The following is a 19521-nucleotide window of genomic DNA, read 5'->3' as shown; positions in this document are numbered from 1 at the left end:
GCCTGTTAATCTTTTAATTCTAGCCATCAAACGGTTTCTCGGTTTCTACTGACCGCAGTCACGCACTCTAGGGAGTAGGGGGCTTATACGTTTATACATTGCCAGTTGGGCCGTATACTCTGTTAAAGCGGTATTTGTTTGCTTTGCTTGATACCGCTTGTAGAGATTAAAATTTTTATCTTGAATAAAAACAGACCTTAAAAGCTTAATTGCTGGTGAGGTCGGGAATAAATTTATTTTTGCTGAAGCTAATTCCCCTTAGAATATATGTCGCCCATTCCTTTTGTAGCTATTCTGGATTAGGGCAGCGTGCAATTTGCTTTACTTTTCCTTGTTCATCAACTTGTTCAAGTATTACATCGAAGCCCCATAATCGATGTAGATGCTTGAGTACCTCATGTTTACTTTTGGCTAAAGGAATGCCCTGATGAGGAACGTAGCGAAGGGTTAGTGAACGGTCACCCCGTAAGTTAACATTATATACTTGAATATTTGGTTCGATGTTACTTAGGTTATATTGTGAGCTGAGCGCTTCTCGAATTTGCTGGTAGCCTTGATCATCATGTATTGCTTTTACCTTTAAATAAGGTTTATGTTCATTGTCATCAAGCGTAAATAGTTTTAAATCGCGAATGACTTTAGGCGATAGAAACTGACTGATAAAACTTTCATCTTTAAAGTTGCGCATTGCAAAGTGTAAGGTTGTTAACCAATCTTTCCCGGCAATATCTGGAAACCAGCGTTTATCTTCTTCCGTTGGAGACTCGCAGATCCGACGAATATCAGTCATCATGGCAAAGCCTAATGCGTAGGGGTTTATGCCATTAAAGTATGGGCTGTTATAGTTGGGTTGCAATATTACGCTGGTGTGACTATGTAATATTTCTAAGATAAATCGTTCACTGACTAAGCCTTGATCAAACAAGTGATTGGTGATGGTATAGTGCCAGAAGGTAGCCCAACCCTCATTCATCACTTGGGTTTGTTTCTGAGGATAAAAATATTGACTAATTTTACGCACGATCCTAACTATTTCTCGTTGCCACGTTTCCAATAGAGGTGCGTGTTTTTCCACAAAGTACAAAATATTTTCTTCAGGTGATACCGGGAAACGACCTTTAGCTTGGGGATCACTATTTTGTTTCGTTGGAATGGTTTTCCACAGCTCATTGATTTGACTTTGTAAATACTCGGCTCTGGAATCCTGCCGTAGTTTTTCTTCTTCCATAGATATCGGGCTCGGGCGTTTATAGCGGTCAACTCCATAGTTCATTAATGCATGACAGGAATCTAATAGATCTTCAACCGCATTTACGCCATGACGAGCCTCGCATTTGCTAATGTAGTTTCTTGCGAAAACTAAGTAATCAATAATCGAGCTAGCATCGGTCCAAGTTTTAAAGAGATAGTTATTTTTGAAAAAACTATTATGACCGAAACAGGCGTGAGCGATCACTAAAGCCTGCATAGGCATGGTGTTTTCTTCCATTAAATAAGCAATACAAGGATCGGAATTAATCACAATCTCATAAGCTAAACCCATTTGTCCCCGTTTATAGGTTTGTTCGGTTTGAATGAATTTTTTGCCGTAAGACCAATGGTGGTAGCCGATTGGCATACCGACACTGGAGTAGGCATCCATCATTTGTTCGGCAGTGATGACTTCAATCTGATTTGGATAGGTCTCTAGTTGGTAATGTTCAGCTACCTTGGCTATTTCTTGATGATAGCTTTCTAGCATCTCGAAGGTCCAATCTGGTCCATCGGGCAACATCTTAGTTTTGCTCATGTGGGCCTCACGCTGTGGCTTTTTTAAAGAGATCTCTAAAGGTTGGCAGAATTTCTTCGGCCGTTTTTACATGACGAATAGAGAAGTTTGGGAAGATTTCACTGAGTTGCTCATACTGATGCCATAAGCTTTGATGGGCTCTATTGGTGATTTCTATGTACGAATAGTGGCGACTGAGTGGAAGTAGCGTTTTTTCCAACAATTCTCGACACTTGGGTGAATCGTCGGCCCAATTATCGCCATCTGATGCCTGAGCCGCATAGATATTCCACTGCTCTTTGGGGTAACGCGCTTTGATGATGTCATCCATTAAAGTCAGCGCACTAGAAACAATCGTGCCTCCGGTTTCTTGAGAGTAGAAAAACTCATGTTCATCAACTTCTTTTGCTTGAGTGTGGTGGCGAATAAACACCACTTCTATCTTTTTATAGCTACGAGTTAAGAATAGATATAGGAGTAAATAGAATCGTTTGGCGATGTCTTTGGTTGCTTGGTCCATCGAACCTGAAACATCCATCAAACAAAACATAACGGCTTGAGTACTCGGTACGGGGTATTTCGCAAAATTGTTGAATTTAAGATCAAAAGTATCGATAAAAGGGATCTTTGCTAAACGTTTTTTTAAGTTAGCGATATCTTGTTTTAATTGTTCTATTACTCTTTGGTTTACGAGTGGATCTAAAATTTTTTCTGCAAGTTCCTGTTCTAACTGTTTAAGTTGCTTACGTTTATCCCCCCCCATAGCCATCCTTCGAGCCAAAGAGTTTTGCAAGGATCGCACAATATTGATATTGGCAGGCACACCGTCATTGGTATAGCCAGCGCGAGCAGTTCGGTATTCAACAATGCTGTCTACATCGGTCTCCTGCAGATTGGGGAGCTCCAAGTCGTCAAATAGAATATCTAAATATTCATCTTTGGAAATGGTAAATTGAAATTCTTCAGTGCCTTCGCCTTGATCACTGGCTTCACCATCACCTGAACCGCCGCCTTGCTCTTGCATTGGACGGTCTATTTTGTCTCCGGTTCCAAACTGGTCATTGCCTGGTAAAGTTCGCTGACGATGGCCTCCTTCGCCTTGATGGAAAAATGGTTCACTAATATCTTTATGCGGAATACTAATGCTTTCGCTGTTCTCTAAGTCTTGAATACTACGTTGATTAACGGCGTCATTCACCGCCCGCTTAATTTGACTTTTATAGCGGCGAATAAAGCGCTGGCGGTTCACCGCGCTTTTATTTTTACCATTCAAACGTCGATCGATAAAATGAGCCATTGACGCCCTCCATCAAATCTATGAAGATTTACGAACGCGTAAATACCACTCAGATAACAAGCGTACTTGCTTCCGGGTGTACCCTTTCTCCATCATACGGTCAACAAAGTCGTCATGTTTTTGTTGGTCATCAACGGAGGTTTTAGCATTGAAAGAAATAACGGGTAGTAAGTCCTCGGTATTAGAGAACATTTTTTTCTCAATGACGGTACGCAGTTTTTCATAACTGGTCCAACTTGGATTTTTGCCATCATTGCTGGCTCGAGCCCTTAATACAAAGTTAACGATTTCGTTACGGAAGTCTTTAGGGTTACTAATCCCTGCGGGTTTTTCAATTTTTTCAAGCTCGGCGTTTAAGGCTGCTCGGTCAAATAACTGTCCGGTGTCTGGGTCTCGATATTCTTGATCTTGGATCCAAAAATCAGCATAAATGACATAGCGGTCAAAAATATTCTGCCCGTATTCGGAATAAGATTCGAGATAAGCGGTTTGAATTTCTTTGCCAATAAAGTCTACATATTTAGGAATTAAGTAGCCTTTTAAATGTTCGAGGTAGCGATCGGCCAGCTCTTGACTGAATTGCTCGCGTTCAATTTGTTGTTCTAAGACATAGAATAAATGGACTGGATTTGCTGCAACTTCGGTGGTGTCAAAGTTAAATACGCGCGACAAAATTTTAAAGGCAAAGCGCGTCGATAGACCTTCCATTCCCTCATTCACCCCTGCAAAATCCCGGTATTCTTGATAAGACTTCGCTTTCGGATCGGTGTCTTTCAGAGTTTCTCCGTTGTATACCCGCATTTTAGAGTAAATACTAGAGTTTTCGGGGTCATTCAATCGCGATAAGACTGAAAACTGGGCTAACAGTTCTAAGGTGCTAGGGGCACATTTAGCGGTATTTAACTCACTATTATCTAATAGTTTTTGATAAATATTTATTTCTTCACTGACTCGTAAACAGTAGGGCACTTTCACAATGTAAACACGGTCTAAAAATGCTTCATTGTTGCGGTTGTTTCTAAAACTTTGCCATTCTGATTCGTTTGAGTGAGCGAGGATAATGCCTTCAAATGGAATTGCCGATAGGCCTTCGGTACCATTAAAGTTCCCCTCTTGGGTTGCTGTCAACAACGGATGTAATACCTTGATAGGGGCTTTAAACATTTCAACAAATTCCATCAAACCTTGATTGGCTCGACATAAAGCGCCGGAGAAGCTATAGGCATCGGGATCATTTTGCGCATAGTGTTCTAGTTGACGAATATCGACTTTGCCCACTAAGGATGAGATATCTTGGTTATTTTCATCTCCTGGTTCGGTTTTAGCGATAGCCACCTGTTGAAGGATGGATGGGAAACTTTTTACCACTGTGAATTGGCTAATATCACCGTTATATTCCTGAAGGCGTTTTGCGGCCCAAGGTGACATAATCGTTTTTAAATGGCGTTTATTAATCCCGTATTCTCGCTGTAAAATGTCACCATCTTCATTCGCATCAAATAAACAGAAAGGATGATCGTTTACTGGAGAACCTTTAATCCGATAAATGGGAACGAGCTGCATTAAAGCTTTAAGTTTTTCGGCAAGCGATGACTTACCCCCGCCAACAGGACCGAGTAAGTAGAGTATTTGCTTACGTTCTTCTAATCCCTGAGAGGCGTGCTTCAGGTAAGAGACGATTTGCTCAATGCTATCTTCCATGCCGTAAAACTCTTTAAAGGCTGGATAACGAGCAATTACTCGATTCGAAAATAACCGACTGAGGTGTGGATCTTTGGAAGTATCTACCATTTGGGGTTCGCCAATGGCAATCAGTAAACGCTCTGCTGCGCTGGCGTAAGTGCTGGGATTATTTTTACATAGAGTTAAGAATTCATTGAGCGTGAGCTCTTCTTCCTGAGCTTGCTCGTAACGCTGTTGATAGTGGTCAAAAATACTCATAGCCTAGGCCCCCTAAAACAAGCTATCTTGATAACAGATAGTATTTAGAAACAATAAATTTGATGAAGCGTTAAAGTAAGTTTATACCATGACAAAAATAAATTAATAAAAAATAAGCATTTTTTTGTAACAAATCGCTGATGTTTCAATGCACCAAGGTTTGCTGCTAAGACCATACGAAGATGAAAAACAGTCCAGCTAATCGGCCATTATTGATGTCATCGCTGGTGAAGCAACGGCGACTAACAGCGTAAGATTTAACCGATATTTAAGTCCTATTGTTTGTGTGTTGCAAGGTATATTACTGGATGATGTTGCATATATGATTGAACCAGAGAAACCTTGTACTAAATTTAAACCAACAATTTCATCGTTTTCTTGACAAGTTCATGTGTGCCTTTCACTGACGTTTTATACGCTGTGAACAATGAAATCGATCGGGTGATTCACTTAGTCACGATGTTATATAGCTCAAATAACGTTAAATTATTGTAAATAAAATGTTGCCATGAGCGTTTGCTATGTTATTTTTAGGGGGTGGCTTAAACCTTCCAGCTTTGGTCGGCGAGCACTGCATCGAGGGGAGTAGTGTTGAAGGTTTACAAAAAGCACGTTTCCATTCGCTCTTGCTTTGCGAGAGCTTTTTTTATGCCTTAAATAAATAGAAGAAAATGTAGTTTACCTTTCTCTAAGCATTGCGGCGCTCCAATATTAACCGTTGAAGTAAGCATTTAGACTAAAGAATTAGTTAGCTTATATTTTATAAATTGGATATAAAAAACAATGAGTTGTGTTTTTTGTTATTCCAAGTTGTGCGGTCTATGGGGCAAGCTAAGCTACAATATACCAAAGTCTAAGTTTCAAGCCTTCGATTAAGCTCTATTTTTTAACAAATTATTAACGAATGCCGTGTTTTATTGGTGAGACATCAAACCATGTTTGCCAATTTAAAATCATCGTGTAGAACACGGCTTGTTGGGCGAAAATGAGTATTCAAACTTGGGTCTTTATATTTATAGGCTGTAGTTTTACCTCTTATATGATCATTGCTATTTGGACTAAGGCCAATACGACGCGCGAGTTTTACCTCGCTGGTGCGCAGGTTCATCCGGTCACTAATGGTATTGCTACGGCGGCCAGTTGGATGTCTGCGGCTTCGTTTTTATCCTTGGCTGGGCTCATCTCTATTGCTGGTTATGATGGCGGTATTTATTTGATGGGGTGGACCGGTGGCTATGTCATATTAGCGCTCTGTTTAGTGCCCTACCTACGGCTATTTGCAAAAATAACGATCGCGGATTTCATCGCCGAACGTTATTACTCGCGTATAGCTCGGCTGGTGGCGGTTATCTGTATTGTGTTTATTTCATTTATCTATATCGCGGGACAGATGCGGGGTATTGGTCTGGTGTTTTCTCGGTTTTTAGATGTAAACATGAATCTTGGCGTGTTGCTCGGGATGGTGATTATGTTTATCTACACCGTATGGGGAGGCATGCGAGGGGTGACTTATACTCAAGTTGCTCAGTACTGCTTACTTATTTTTGCTTTTTTAGTCCCCGCATTTCTCACCTCATTTAGTTTAACTGGCCAGTATCTACCGCAAATGGGTTTAGGTAGCCACTTACTTGGACAACCAGAACAGTATGTTCTGGATAGGCTAGATATTTTATCCCTTGAACTCGGTCTTGCTTCGTTTACCAGTGGTCATAAATCATTGATCGATATTGGTTTTGTTACACTGGCCTTAATGATGGGGACTGCTGGTTTACCGCATATAATTACCCGTTTTTTTACCGTTTCTGGGGTCAAAAAAGTCCGTTCATCTGTGGGATATACCCTGGTTTTCATTGCGCTGCTTTACACTGCAATCCCCGCTGTAGCTGCTTTTGCCAGGTTAAATATCATCGAGTCGATTAATCCCCAGAAGCCGCTGCAACTTGAGGTTTCGCAAGAACCACAGTGGTTGAATAACTGGCTACAAACGGGGCTTGTTGAATGGCAGGACGTTAATGGTGACGAGCATTTATTCTATAGTGGTGATGAGCGCAATGAAGTTTATCTTAATCAAGATATGGTGGTATTAGCCTCCCCAGAGCTGGCGAGTTTGCCCAATTGGGTTATCGCCTTGGTAGCAGCGGGAGGTTTGGCAGCTTCTTTGTCAACTGCTGCAGGTTTATTACTGGTTATTGCAAGTAGCATTGCTCATGATCTCGGCAAACACATAATCAAACCTGATTTAACTGATAAGCAAGAGCTCAAGTGGGCGCGAATGAGTGTTTGCGCGGCAATTTTAACCGCTGGATATTTGGGTGTTAATCCACCAGCTTTGGTTGCAGAGGTTATTGCTTATGCGTTTGGTTTAGCTGCCTGTTCTATTTTTCCAGCTATGGTTATGGGGATATTTTCTAAGAAGATGAATCGGCTGGGTGCGTTGAGCGGTATGTTGGTTGGGATGAGTTTGACGCTTACTTATATTAGTTACTTCAAATTTATTGAGCCGACGGCTAATGTTCCAGAGTACTGGTGGTTTGGGATCTCACCAGAGGGAATTGGCGCACTGGGAATGCTAAGTAATTTTGCGGTGGCTTTCTTGGTGCATCATTGTACGCAGGATGCGCCTGAATCGGTTCAGAGTTTAGTTGCGGAACTAAGGCGACCGCCAGCTTAGTTTGTTGACGATAAGGTTCAATGTTTTGAGTCTATTTTTGATAAATTTAGCTATCGTTTAACAACCGAACTCAAGCTGGATAGGCCCCTTTCAGCTTATCTGTTGACGCTACTTGGCTTATCAAATATGAGAGGAGCTGCACCCTATGGATTTAGACGCTAAAAAATTCAAGTATGGATTAGTTTTGGTGATCAACGTTTTGCTTGTGAGCATGGTGTTGTTAATCCTCAGTCATATCGGCGTTCGGTATAGCAAGTCGATAGATGTACTTGAGGCCAAATTGCTACCAGCGATGCAGGAGATCTTAAATGCTGACCGACATCTTTATCAAGCGAGAACTGCAGAGTTAGAAGCGATTTCATTAGCAAGTACTCAGCAGCAACATTATGTGGATATTCATCATCAGCATGCCCAACAAGCGAAACAAGGAATGCTGAATTTTTTGATATTGCTAAGAGATTTTCCTGAAGTTTTACAAGGATTGGAGGTTTTTGAAACGTACTTCGCGCGTTGGCAACAAAGTAGTTCGGAGGTATTTTACTTGTTGGATTCAGGTCAATCAACAAAGGCTGAGCAATTGAGTCTGAATCGAGGCTATCAAAACTTCATTGAGTTACGCGAATTGTACAATTTGGCGGGAGAGTCCGCAGAACAATTAAATGCTGATTTGACCCTTAAAGATTAGGCTGCTGGAACAGTGTGCTTGGGGAAAACTTAGCTCTTGAGCGGCAGAGGTCCTTCGGGTGTGATGTCACTGGTTTGCTGAATGCTGCTTCTCAAGTCAGTGAATAAAAAAAACGACGTCATAATTATCTGGCGTCGTTTATATAGAGTGATGGTGAGTGCGACTCACATTGAAGCGATGATTTGCTTGTTATTTTGTTGGGGGAGTAAGGTTTTCTCCTTTCGATTGGATTACATCTTGATACCAAAAGAAACTTTTTTTGCGCTTTCTCAATAGACTCCCTTGCCCTTGGTCATCACTATCGACATAGATATAACCATAACGTTTAGACATTTGTGCGGTTGAGGCACTCACCAAGTCAATTGGAGCCCAGCTGGTGTAACCCATGATCTCCACGCCGTCCTGTAAGGCTTCACCCACCTGATATAAGTGGTCGTTTAAGTAGTCTATTCGATAGTCGTCTTCTATCTGTCCATTTTCATTGACCGTATCAACTGCGCCAAGTCCATTTTCGACAATGAATAGAGGTTTTTGATAGCGGTCATAGAGGAGGTTTAGCACGATGCGGAGCCCTTTGGGGTCAATTTGCCAACCCCAGTCTGAAGATTCCAAATAAGGATTGCAGCCCATTTTGAGTATATCTTCATCAGTAAAGGCCATATCACTTTGATGAACACTGACACATCCCGTCATGTAGTAGCTAAAGGAAATGAAATCAATGGTCTCAGTTAAGGCTTCTTTATCAGCTTCGGTTATGTCTAGCTTTACGCCCATTTGTTTGAATTTTCGCCAAATGTAGCTTGGGTAATAACCACGGCTTTGGACATCGCCAAAAAATAACCATTCTCGATTTTGTTGTAAGGCTTCGAAGATATCATCTGGATGGCTGGTGAGAGGGTATTGAATTGCGCCTAACATCATATTGCCAATTTTTCCATTGGGGACCAGTTGATGGCAGGCTTTCACGGCTTTTGCGCTGGCGACCAGTTGATGGTGGATCCCCTGATAAAGGTTTTGTGGATCTGTTCCTCGCGGAATGCCGGCTCCAGTGAAAGGTTCATGTAGCGTGATATTAATTTCATTGAAGGTTAGCCAATGTTTAACCCGATCACCATATCGAGAGAAAACAGTGCTTGCATAACGTTCAAAGAACTCAATGAGTTTTCGGTTGGTCCAGCCCTGATAATGCTGAGCGAGATGTAAAGGCATTTCATAATGGGAGAGGGTTACCAGTGGAGTGATGTTGTGTTTTTCTAATTCATCAAAAATTTTGTCGTAGTATTCGAGCCCCTGCTGGTTTGGCTCTAGCTCGTCGCCTTTGGGGAAGATCCGACTCCAGGCTATGGATAAGCGAAAACAGCTGAAACCAAGCTCGGCAAACAATGCGATGTCTTCGGGATAGCGATGATAAAAATCAATGGCGTTGTCTTTTATGTTGAAGTCTCCCTCAACTCGAGGCTTTAATTCACCAAAGGTGCCATACGGTTGGATGTCTGATGTTGACAGTCCTTTGCCATCGGCGTTATAGGCGCCTTCAATTTGATTAGCTGCGGTTGCTCCGCCCCATAGAAATGTATCAGGAAAACGAAAAGCCATGGTTCTCTCCCTACTTAAATGGTGGTATGCATGAATGCTGGATAAGATACGCTAATTTAAAAATAAACAAATAGTGGTACAACCTAATTTAAACGCCTTATGGATTAGATTGGCTAATGAATGGTTTTGCGGATAATCGTTACAAATTAAAGAGAAGCACAAATAGGCTCTTCGATTTTTGTATAGGTGACGGAAGCGCTTTGATAGCTAGCATGCGCCGAGTAAAAAAGGTCTTGGTTGTTGCGTTTTATTGGCGGAAGGAAAGGTTTCTTTAGTTGTAAATGTCTTGATTAACTCTGTTAATTCCCTTGACTCTTTTGATGATTTCAATTGTAGATAAATATGATTATTGTTGAGTTTGTTCTCTACCTAAAATTTTGACATCTAAAATTAATTTTTAAAATGATGCAAAGGATAACCTTCATTGTTTCGAAGTGAATTATGCTAATTATTTTAAATAAAAAATGTGAATTAAGCCGTTTATTTTGAAAATAACTAATCAAACAATACAGGAGGCTAGTTTGTTGAAAATGAAGGGATTTAAACATAAATTTTGGTTTTTCACATGATTTTCATGGATAACTATCCTGATATCAAACTATCTTTTTATCCTAGCTTTTTGTTATTGCCTATAATTTAGTTAGCTACATTTTATCCATCTTTTTATCTGTTAAAAAATGACCATATGCTTAGAAGTAGATTAGCGAGGGTTTAATGAGGGTAAGGCGTGGGCGTCAAATTTTATCTTATGATGTTGGATGTGATGATAGTTAAATCTTTTAATCATAATCTTGTTAAAAAATAATAAATATTATTCAGCATAGATTAGGGAAGAGAGTGGATAAGGGGTAATGAAATGAATTTTGGAAGCTTAAGGTTTAAATACTCATTAGTGTTTGTGGTGAATGCCATTTTACTGGTTGTTGTTGGGCTAATTGGTATGAATATGGGTGTAAAAACTTCTGAAAGTTTAGATGCTCTTGGTGGAAAGATTCTCCCGGCTATGTCTTCGGTACTTAACGCTGATCGGGATCTATATCAGGCTCGGGTAGCTGAACTCGAAGCAATGAAGTCAAGTGATCAGCTTGCTCAATATTTAGATGATTTTAATGAAAACGCGCAACAAGCCGAAGATCGAATGCACAAATTTCAAGCTTTATTAGCTGATTATCCTCAGGCGAATCAAGGGCTTCAGAACTTTGACCAAAGGTATAAGCTTTGGAAACAAACTAGCTTGCAAGTCTTCTCATTGCTGAAAGCAAATCAGCTGGCTGATGCGGAAGCTCTAAGTCAGAAAGCCAGCTATGAGCATTTTCAAAATTTGCGGGAATTATACAATGTTGCGACCGAAGCCGCTGAAGCGATTGCTGATGATATTAATCAAGCTTCGGACGTTGCTGTAGATACAAACATGAATGTATTGAGCTTTGTGGGGATTTCTTCTGTTATTTTGGCGGTATTACTAGCCTATTTTGGCCCTAAAATGTTAGTTGACGCGATTAATGTGGTGACATCAAGAATTCGGGATATCTCTCAAGGCGAGGGCGATTTGACGCAACGATTGGAGGTTAAAGGTCGCGATGAAATCGCGGGATTAGCGAATAGTTTTAATCAATTTGTCGAATTGTTAGATAGATTGATCAGTTCAGTGAGAGCACAGGCCAATGATTTAAGTTCATCGATTAGCAGCCTAAATGATAAATCACAGCAAACAGCAGAAGTGAGTTTGGAGCAAAACCAGTCGGTGGAAATGATTGCAACGGCAGTAACAGAAATGGCCGCTGCCATCAGAGAGGTGGCCAGTAATGCGGGCCACACCGCGGAGGAAATTAATACGGTTAATGCGCAAACAGTGCAGGGACAAAATATTACTCAACAATCTGTTGAACATATCACCTTATTGTCAACATCTGTTCAAGACGCAGCTAATGTGGTTGAGCTTCTTTCCAAGGATTCTGATCGTATTGCTTCGGTACTCGATGTTATCCGTGGAATTGCCGAGCAAACTAACCTGTTGGCACTGAATGCCGCGATTGAAGCTGCGCGAGCGGGAGAACAAGGAAGAGGTTTTGCGGTGGTCGCTGACGAAGTCAGAAGCTTGGCGAGTAAAACGCAACAATCCACTGAAGATATTCAAAAAATGATAGAAGCCTTGCAAAGTGGCGTGACTCAAGCGGTTGAAGCAATTAATAAGGGCGCGGTTGACGCTGAAGGTACGGTTGAACTTGCTGGACAAACCCAGCAAGCATTAACGCAAATCCTTGAGTCAACGTCTAAGGTGTCAGAGGTATCTGCTTCTACAGCTGCATCGACAGAGCAGCAGAGCCATGTGACCGAAGATATTAACCGTAACCTCACAGAATTAGCAGATAAAACTAAACTAAACTTAGAAAATTCGACGGAGTCACAAGCAGACGCCCACTCCGCATTAGAATTAGCGAATTTGTTAAGCCAGCAAATGAACCGGTTCAAGGTCAGTGGTTAAGCGATACCGTTGTTTTGCAATTTAAGGCGTTTTAGAGGCGGAGCGTCACGCTGGCTCATATGTAGTAGCTCATACTACGTAATCAGTTGAGGCTCGAGACCTTTCATATCTTTAGTCATGATTGGTCTCATTATCAGTTGTCGTCGCTCAGACCTTAAGCTATTTTACGGTGACTGCCTTGGAGCAACTGGTTCGCTTTATTTTGAGCTAAATTCTTTTCAACCTAAGCTTGTTTTCTATCAACTGATCTGGCGTCGGCTTTAAATACACGGATGAAAAAATAACGAATAGAATTTGCTGGTTATCACGCTTCACGGGCTCAGTATTCCGAGTTCGGGTCATGTGAGACCTTGTAAGGCAGTCAAGTCTACCGAAGCAATTTCTCTTTTAAAAAGCCAAGAGTGCTAATTTTCCTCTACACTTCCAGCTGAAATTTCCAGGTAATTTTCGCTATTCGTTTTGCTTAATACAGTGATGATTTGCGCAGAACGGGTTCGTTAGGTGCTTAAATCACGATGTTATTATCTATCGTGGTTCAAGCTACACTCGATTAAAAGTTATCGTAACAAAGTCATACCTCATCGCTGAGGTAAAATAATACTAGCCCCAGAAGTTGTTTCGATACGCCTGTCTTAATACCAGAGCTATTGCTAACGGTTTGATGCCTATTAGCTGCTGGATTTAGTGTTAATGGGAATTGTCATATGAAGTGTTGTAAGAAGCATAAAAAAACGGAAACCAATGTGGGTTTCCGTTTTTAAGATTTCACTCAGTGATTCTAATCATGTTGAATTAGAATTAGCTGATTGCCGTATCCGATTTTTTAACAAACGCGTATCCGAAACCGGTAATTGCTGTACCGACCGCAATAGCAGCTAGGTAAAGAAATACGGGTGAAATAGCATTTGGAATAAAGAGTACAAATAATCCGCCATGAGGCGCTAATAGTTGCGCACCGAATAACATCGATAAGGCACCAGTTACCGCTCCGCCGATCATACATGCTGGAATCACTCGCATTGGATCTTTCGCTGCGAATGGAATAGCACCTTCAGAGATGAAACATAGGCCAAGTACAAATGAGGCTTTGCCTGCTTCTCGCTCACTTTCAATAAATTTATTACGTGCAAGGAAGGTGGCTAAACCCATGCCTAAGGCTGGAACCATACCCGCTGCCATGATGGCAGCCATAGGACCGTAGGTTTGAGTTGACAATAGACCTACACCAAAGGTGTATGCCGCTTTGTTGACTGGGCCACCTAAGTCGAAGCACATCATTGCACCTAATATGATACCGAGTAATACCGCATTAGTTGAACCCATGTTGTTCAAGAAATCAGTCAAACTGGTCATTGCTGCTGCTACTGGGCTACCAATCACGTAGATCATGATAAGGCCAACCGCTAAGGTCGCAAGGAAGGGGACAATCAAAATGGGTTTGAGTGCTTCCATCGAATTTGGCAATTTAATATTTTCGATGAGCCATTTCGCTAAATAACCCGCAATGAAACCAGCTAAAATACCACCTAAGAAACCGGCGCCAGTTGAACTTGCTAACATACCACCGACTAAACCAGGGGCTAAACCGGGTCTATCCGCAATTGAGTAGGCGATATAACCAGCTAATACAGGGATCATTAATGCAAAAGCAGAACCGCCACCAATGGTCATTAGGGCTGCGGCTAAGGTGCCTTCTTCTTTAAATGCTTCGATACCAAATATAAACGAAAGCGCAATACAAAGACCACCAGCTACCACAACCGGTAGCATATGTGATACACCCGTCATCAAGTGTTTGTAGGCACCGGTTTTTTCAGCTTTAGCAGCCCCTTCAGAGCTACTTGATTTTGCTGAGTGCTGGTAAACTTTAGCGTCAGCGATGGCTGTAGCATAGCAGTCTTTGGTTTTTTTCAGGGCGATTCCGGTTGACGTTTTATGTAACTTTTTACCGTCAAAGCGCGCTAAATCAACTTCAATATCGGCCGCGATAATAACTAAATCAGCTTCAGCTATTTCAGCTTCGCTAAGTTGGTTCTTTGCACCAACTGAACCTCTAGTTTCAATTTTAACTTGGTAACCTTGCTTCTTACCAAAGTCTTCAAGTGCTTCTGCAGCCATGAAAGTATGTGCAACACCAGTGGGACAAGCGGTAATACCAACCACTTTCAATTGGCTTGATGCCGCGGGTGCCTGTGCTTCTATTTTAGGTGCAACAAAAGCGGTTGCTCTGCTTTGTGCTGCACTCAAGAATTCTTTAGGGTTATCGATGACTTCGCTTGCTGACGCTAGATAAGCATTTTTGTTATTGAAACGCGCCAAGTCTAAATCAGCGTAACACTGCGGGTCAGCAACAATGATCACTAATTCTGCACTATCAATATCTGCCGGAGCTAAGCGCTGGCAATCTTGAACCGTTGAGTGGCATTCAATTACACTTTTCCAACCTTTCTCTCTCGTGGCTTGCTCGAGTAGACCGGCTGTAATTATGCTATTTGCAATGCCACTGGGGCATGCGGTCACAATAATGGTATTCATATACAATTCCTTGGTCTGTTTACATTTGCGTAATAGTAGTTTGTTGCAGAACCGAGTCCAATGCTTCTTGGCTAGGCAAACCAACGTTCGTTTGACTGACCGCGAGAGACGACATGGCACTGGCGAAGCGAAGTAATTCTTTCGCGCTGGATTGATTGAGTAAGCCCCAGCAGAAACTGGCAACAAAAGTATCGCCTGCTCCTACGGTACTGACTACATTCATTGATGGAGGCGTGGCTTGCATCCAGTGGTTTTGGTTAAGCCATAATGAGCCATGTTCGCCGCGAGAAATCAGCACGTGCTCAATCCCTAAATCAGCAAGTTCTTGGCCTTTTTCTTTTAGTTTATCAATACTGTTTAATGCTGTTCCACACCAGTCTTCTAACTCATCTTGGTTTGGTTTTACCATGTTGGGAGCGGTGGCAATGGCTGTATTCAGTGCAGCCCCTGAGGTATCAATTAAGACCGTACATCCCTTGCTTTTGGCGAGATTAATCCACGCTTCAAAATCGCTGAGTTCTATGCCCTTGGTTAAACTTCCCGCAAATACTACATGAGAATATTGTTCACATAGTTGCTCAAGTGATTGCTCAAAAGCTAATAGATCCGCTGCATCCACACTAAAACCTGGAAAGTTTAAGTCTGTGACTTGGCCACTTGCTTCAACCATTTTAACATTGGTACGCGTTTCACCGGCGACTCGAATAAACTCGTCGCGGATCTGGCTTTGTTCGAATAAGCATTCGAAAGCTGCGGCATTATCTTTCCCTAAAAATCCGCTAACACAGACTTGTGCGCCTAGGTCTGCAAGTACTTTCGCTACATTTACGCCTTTACCCGCAGGGTGCAGATTTGCTTCAGTGACATTATTGACACTGCCGACGGTCATGTTCTCTAATGAACCCGTCAGGTCTAATGCTGGGTTAAGGGTGATACATAACACTGCTTTAGCTTGACTCATTTTAGAGTTCTCCTAAGCCTGCCGCGATAGCTTCGCCAATGGCTTTTAATGCTTCTTGAGCATCTTCACCTTCGGCAGTGAACTGCAATTTACTTTGATATTTAACGCCAAGGGTCATTACTTTCATTAGACTTTTAGCATTGACTGCTGGCGCTTCGCTATCGACGTTCACCACCGTGATATTGGATTTGAATTTTTTTGCTTCTGCCACGAGTAACGCGCCGGGACGAGCGTGTAAACCGTGTGGGTTAACGATTTGGAATATCGCAACATTTCCATCACTTTGCGCTGGATTGGCTCCGGCAAGTTTATTTTCGGTAAGGCTGGTGATGAGTTCGACTTTACTTAGTTTTGCGACAGCAGCTAATTGATCTTGATAGACTTGTTGACCTAAAAATTTGAGTGCTGGTAGATAGCAGGCATTGGCGGCGCTGATCATGATTAAGCCATTTACTGGTTTATTATGATGTTGGAATTGCTCTTGTACCTTGATGACACATATACCACTGCGTAACGCTCCTTTGGCAACACAGTTCAGCCAATATCCGTTACCTAAGTAGGTCGCTGCTTGTTCAAGGCTAGTCGCAATACCTTGTTGGTTTAATAAATCTTTATTTTTAAGAGTGCCGGCGGCAACGGCATTGAGCTGTACCATGCTTTGGACTGGAAAATCTTCTAAGATGAGTGAGGCATCAAATTCAATTTCTAACTGGGTATCACCATTAATTAGATTCATAATGGTGCTACTGTCTTTAGCATTCTTGATTAGCTCTTCTGCCCCATCCACCGAAAGCACTTTGGTAAGCTGCTTTAGGATCATCAGGTGTTCACCTGACTTAGCAGCAATACCAATGGCCAAATAAACGATGTTGCCATCCCCCCAGTCAACACCTTCGGGAAAGTGATGCACCGAGACACCAGTTTGGATGACTTGGTCACGGGTATCGGTGGTGCCATGCGGAATGGCAATACCATTACCTAAATAAGTAGAGTTAACTTGCTCACGTTGTAACATGCCTTCGACATATTTGGCTTGAATAAAGCCTTCTGCTTGTAGCGCAGCTGCGATTTTTTTTATCGCTGCTTGCTTATCTTGCGCCTGTTGATTAAGGCATATATTTTCTAGGGAAAGCGTTAACATCAGAATCACTCCTATGATCTTGGTACTTACTAGTTAGTCTACTTAGTATAGGTTAGCAAGCTAATCAGCTGAACCGATTCAGCCCATTGTTTTAAAAAAAAGTTTGAACTGGCTAATTGAGCTATATTCAAACTAATGGTGACATACTGAATCGATTCAGCTAGAGTTGCAATTATTCTCAAAGTATTTGTTAACAAAAAGAGATCAAGATCACGCTCGATCCTTTTTTATTCGCAAATTGGTAAAGGGTAAACGTGTGAAACTAGATGAAATAGCTTCGTTGGCAGGGGTATCCAAAACGACGGCGAGTTACGTCATTAATGGTAAGGCAGATAAGTACCGGATTAGTTTAAAGACACAACAACGGGTACTTGATATTGTTCGGCAACATGATTATCAGCCTAACCATGCCGCGAGCCTACTCAGAGGGGGGGCGAGTAAAACCTTCGGTTTAATTGTTCCTGACTTGGAAAACAGCAGTTACGCTAAACTCGCTAAGTTGCTTGAACGAGATGCCCGAAAGCAAGGCTATCATTTTATTATTTGTTGTAGCGATGATAGTGCAGATAACGAACGGCTTGTGGTGAGCAGTTTGATTGGACGGCGAATTGATGTGCTGATTGTCGCAAGCTGTTTACCCGCTTCTGATGATTTTTACTTAAGCGTACAAAATCAAGGGGTCCCAGTTATTGCTGTTGACCGGATGTTCAACGATGAACACTTTTGTAGTGTGATTAGTGAAGATTTTGACGGTGCTGCAGCGTTAACTCGGTCGTTGATTGAATTAGGATGTCACAGTGTTGGTTTAGTGGCTGCATCGTATGATTTAATCGTTTCTAAAGAGCGGGAACAGGGCTTTCTGGCTGCCATTACTAAGAGCGAGCCTCAGGTTGATAGTCAGATCTGTTATGGTGATCGTTTTAGCAGAGAACAGGGCCGAAGTATTATTAATCGTTGGTTAGCAGAGGGTCAATTACCGGAAGGCATTGTGACAACGTCTTATATTTTATTTGAAGGTGTGATGGACGTATTAGTGAGCCATCCAGAACTGTCGAGTAAGGTTAAGTTAGCGACTTTTGGTGACCACGCCTTACTTGATATGTTAACCATTAGCGTGCAATCGTTGCCGCAACAACTCGAACTCATTGCAGAAAAGATCTTATATCTGGCTTTTGCTGCGGTCAGCGGGAAATACCAAACTGGTGTGGAAGTCGTTCCTCGCAAGTTAGTTAAACGCAGCTAGTCCAACACTCCTTTCTCATTTGCGCCCCAGCCGTTACTCCAATTAAGCGATGTTGTCGATTAGTTGACGAATAGCGGTTCTTTTTTCTTTTGATTCAAGTTAGCACCGGAAAGTCATTTTAAAAGATTGGCTGTGCTTCACCAGATGTTCCTATCTTGACATTAAGTTCAATTTATTATGTTTTTTAACAATTGATGAAGCGATTTGAGTTGAGCCTATTGGTTGTCAAAAAAAACTATACATCAATTCAGTAAGGTAGTATCAATGTCTAAGCGTTTGAATTATTTAAACCATAAATCACTTAATGGAGTAAGGATTTAGCCATTGAAAGAAAATATATTAGCGACCAGTATAAAAGGAAAAGTCGTCGGTTTACCCAGCAATAATGCGACTCGGCAAATGGCGAAGAAAAAAGCCGTTGAGATAGCCAGGCATTACGAAAATTACTTTAAGCCGATGGTGGCGCTGAATGATGAAGATGTGCACCAAGTTTATCGTTTGCGTCATGATGTTTACTGTGAGGAACTAAATTTTGAGCCGGTCAATGCCTTAAAGCAAGAGCGGGACGAATTTGATGAATATTCTGATTACTGTTTAGTTCGTCATTTGTCTTCCAATAGTTATGCAAGTACGGTGAGAGTCGTGGCCCCTTCTGGTTCACAATTGTTACCACTAGAAAAGTATTGTCGAGGTGCCATCACAGATGAAAAGTTGCATCCTGATAACTTTGACCGAGCAGACATCTGTGAAATATCAAGGTTAGCCTTACGTTCAACCTTTAGACGTCGTAAGGCTGATAAGTTTCAAGATTCAGCTATTGGCGGGATTAACGTTGCTGAATTGTATGAAGAAGAATTACGTTGTTTTCCTTTTATCACGGCTAGCATGTATTTAGCGGCAACAGTGTTAGCTGAGCAACAACATGTTCGGCACGCTTATGTCATGATGGAGCCTCGTCTTGCTCGAAGTACGGCTTTACTTGGCATTAAATTTCAACAGATAGGACCTGTGGTTGAATACCATGGCCAGCGCGCGCCGTATTATATTACCGCGGAAAAGATACGGAGTGACTTGCCAATTACTCTCCAGCCTCTAATGGACATGATTGAAAGAGAAGTCCTGCAATCTCTTTCCATGACAAGGATTATGGATGCTCAAGAAAGGCTTTTATTTCGTAACGACCGCTAATGTGAGTCCC

12 protein-coding genes are annotated in these 19521 nt (G+C 41.8%); 5 read left to right on the top strand and 7 right to left on the bottom strand.

Annotated features, from left to right (window positions below; all coding sequences use genetic code 11):
* Nucleotides 1–289: 289 nt before the first annotated feature.
* Genes ACRRS1_RS13215 through ACRRS1_RS13205 form a run of 3 tightly spaced genes read right to left on the bottom strand, consistent with a single transcriptional unit; the run spans nt 290 to nt 5006 of the window.
* Nucleotides 290–1789, bottom strand: coding sequence for a SpoVR family protein (locus ACRRS1_RS13215; RefSeq protein WP_432452703.1), 1500 nt, complete (start codon nt 1787–1789; stop codon nt 290–292).
* Between the two features lie 7 nt (nt 1790–1796).
* Nucleotides 1797–3065 (bottom strand): YeaH/YhbH family protein, encoded by a 1269-nt coding sequence (locus ACRRS1_RS13210; protein ID WP_432452704.1) that lies wholly within the window; start codon nt 3063–3065, stop codon nt 1797–1799.
* Nucleotides 3066–3083: 18 nt separating this feature from the next.
* A complete protein-coding gene (locus ACRRS1_RS13205) occupies nt 3084–5006 on the bottom strand; it encodes a PrkA family serine protein kinase (RefSeq protein WP_432452705.1) in 1923 nt (640 codons plus the stop codon).
* A gap of 985 nt (nt 5007–5991) precedes the next feature.
* Here ACRRS1_RS13205 and ACRRS1_RS13200 point away from each other — a divergent pair.
* Both ACRRS1_RS13200 and ACRRS1_RS13195 read left to right on the top strand, forming a co-directional pair.
* Nucleotides 5992–7677: a sodium:solute symporter family protein gene (locus ACRRS1_RS13200; RefSeq protein ID WP_432452706.1), complete on the top strand. Its 1686-nt coding sequence runs from the start codon at nt 5992–5994 to the stop codon at nt 7675–7677.
* A 145-nt stretch (nt 7678–7822) separates the two neighbouring features.
* Nucleotides 7823–8362, top strand: coding sequence for a hypothetical protein (locus tag ACRRS1_RS13195; RefSeq protein WP_432459590.1), 540 nt, complete (start codon nt 7823–7825; stop codon nt 8360–8362).
* 189 nt (nt 8363–8551) lie between these two features.
* Here the strand turns inward: ACRRS1_RS13195 and ACRRS1_RS13190 are convergent, their stop codons facing one another.
* Nucleotides 8552–9958, bottom strand: coding sequence for a glycoside hydrolase family 1 protein (locus ACRRS1_RS13190; protein ID WP_432463396.1), 1407 nt, complete (start codon nt 9956–9958; stop codon nt 8552–8554).
* An 856-nt stretch (nt 9959–10814) separates the two neighbouring features.
* Here ACRRS1_RS13190 and ACRRS1_RS13185 point away from each other — a divergent pair.
* The gene (locus ACRRS1_RS13185; RefSeq protein WP_432452709.1) at nt 10815–12443 is read left to right on the top strand and encodes a methyl-accepting chemotaxis protein; all 1629 of its coding nucleotides are present in this window, start codon (nt 10815–10817) and stop codon (nt 12441–12443) included.
* Nucleotides 12444–13241: 798 nt separating this feature from the next.
* Here the strand turns inward: ACRRS1_RS13185 and fruA are convergent.
* The 3 genes from fruA to fruB are packed head-to-tail and all read right to left on the bottom strand — an operon-like array spanning nt 13242 to nt 17080.
* Nucleotides 13242–14978, bottom strand: coding sequence for a PTS fructose transporter subunit IIBC (gene fruA, locus ACRRS1_RS13180; RefSeq protein WP_432452710.1), 1737 nt, complete (start codon nt 14976–14978; stop codon nt 13242–13244).
* A gap of 19 nt (nt 14979–14997) precedes the next feature.
* Entirely contained in the window at nt 14998–15939 is a 942-nt protein-coding gene (gene pfkB / locus ACRRS1_RS13175) for a 1-phosphofructokinase (protein ID WP_432467638.1), read from the bottom strand.
* A 1-nt stretch (nt 15940) separates the two neighbouring features.
* Nucleotides 15941–17080, bottom strand: a complete 1140-nt coding sequence (fruB, locus tag ACRRS1_RS13170; RefSeq protein ID WP_432452713.1) for a fused PTS fructose transporter subunit IIA/HPr protein — start codon at nt 17078–17080, stop codon at nt 15941–15943.
* A 256-nt stretch (nt 17081–17336) separates the two neighbouring features.
* Between fruB and cra the strand changes: the two genes are divergently transcribed.
* Both cra and ACRRS1_RS13160 read left to right on the top strand, forming a co-directional pair.
* Entirely contained in the window at nt 17337–18323 is a 987-nt protein-coding gene (gene cra, locus ACRRS1_RS13165; protein WP_432452714.1) for a catabolite repressor/activator, read from the top strand.
* A gap of 324 nt (nt 18324–18647) precedes the next feature.
* On the top strand, nt 18648–19511 hold the full coding sequence (locus tag ACRRS1_RS13160) for a PEP-CTERM/exosortase system-associated acyltransferase (RefSeq protein WP_432452715.1): 864 nt from the start codon (nt 18648–18650) through the stop codon (nt 19509–19511).
* Nucleotides 19512–19521 lie beyond the last annotated feature (10 nt).

This window comes from Agarivorans sp. Z349TD_8 (genome assembly GCF_050870825.2).
Lineage (GTDB): Bacteria > Pseudomonadota > Gammaproteobacteria > Enterobacterales > Celerinatantimonadaceae > Agarivorans.
This window is presented reverse-complemented; position numbering and strand designations above follow the sequence as displayed.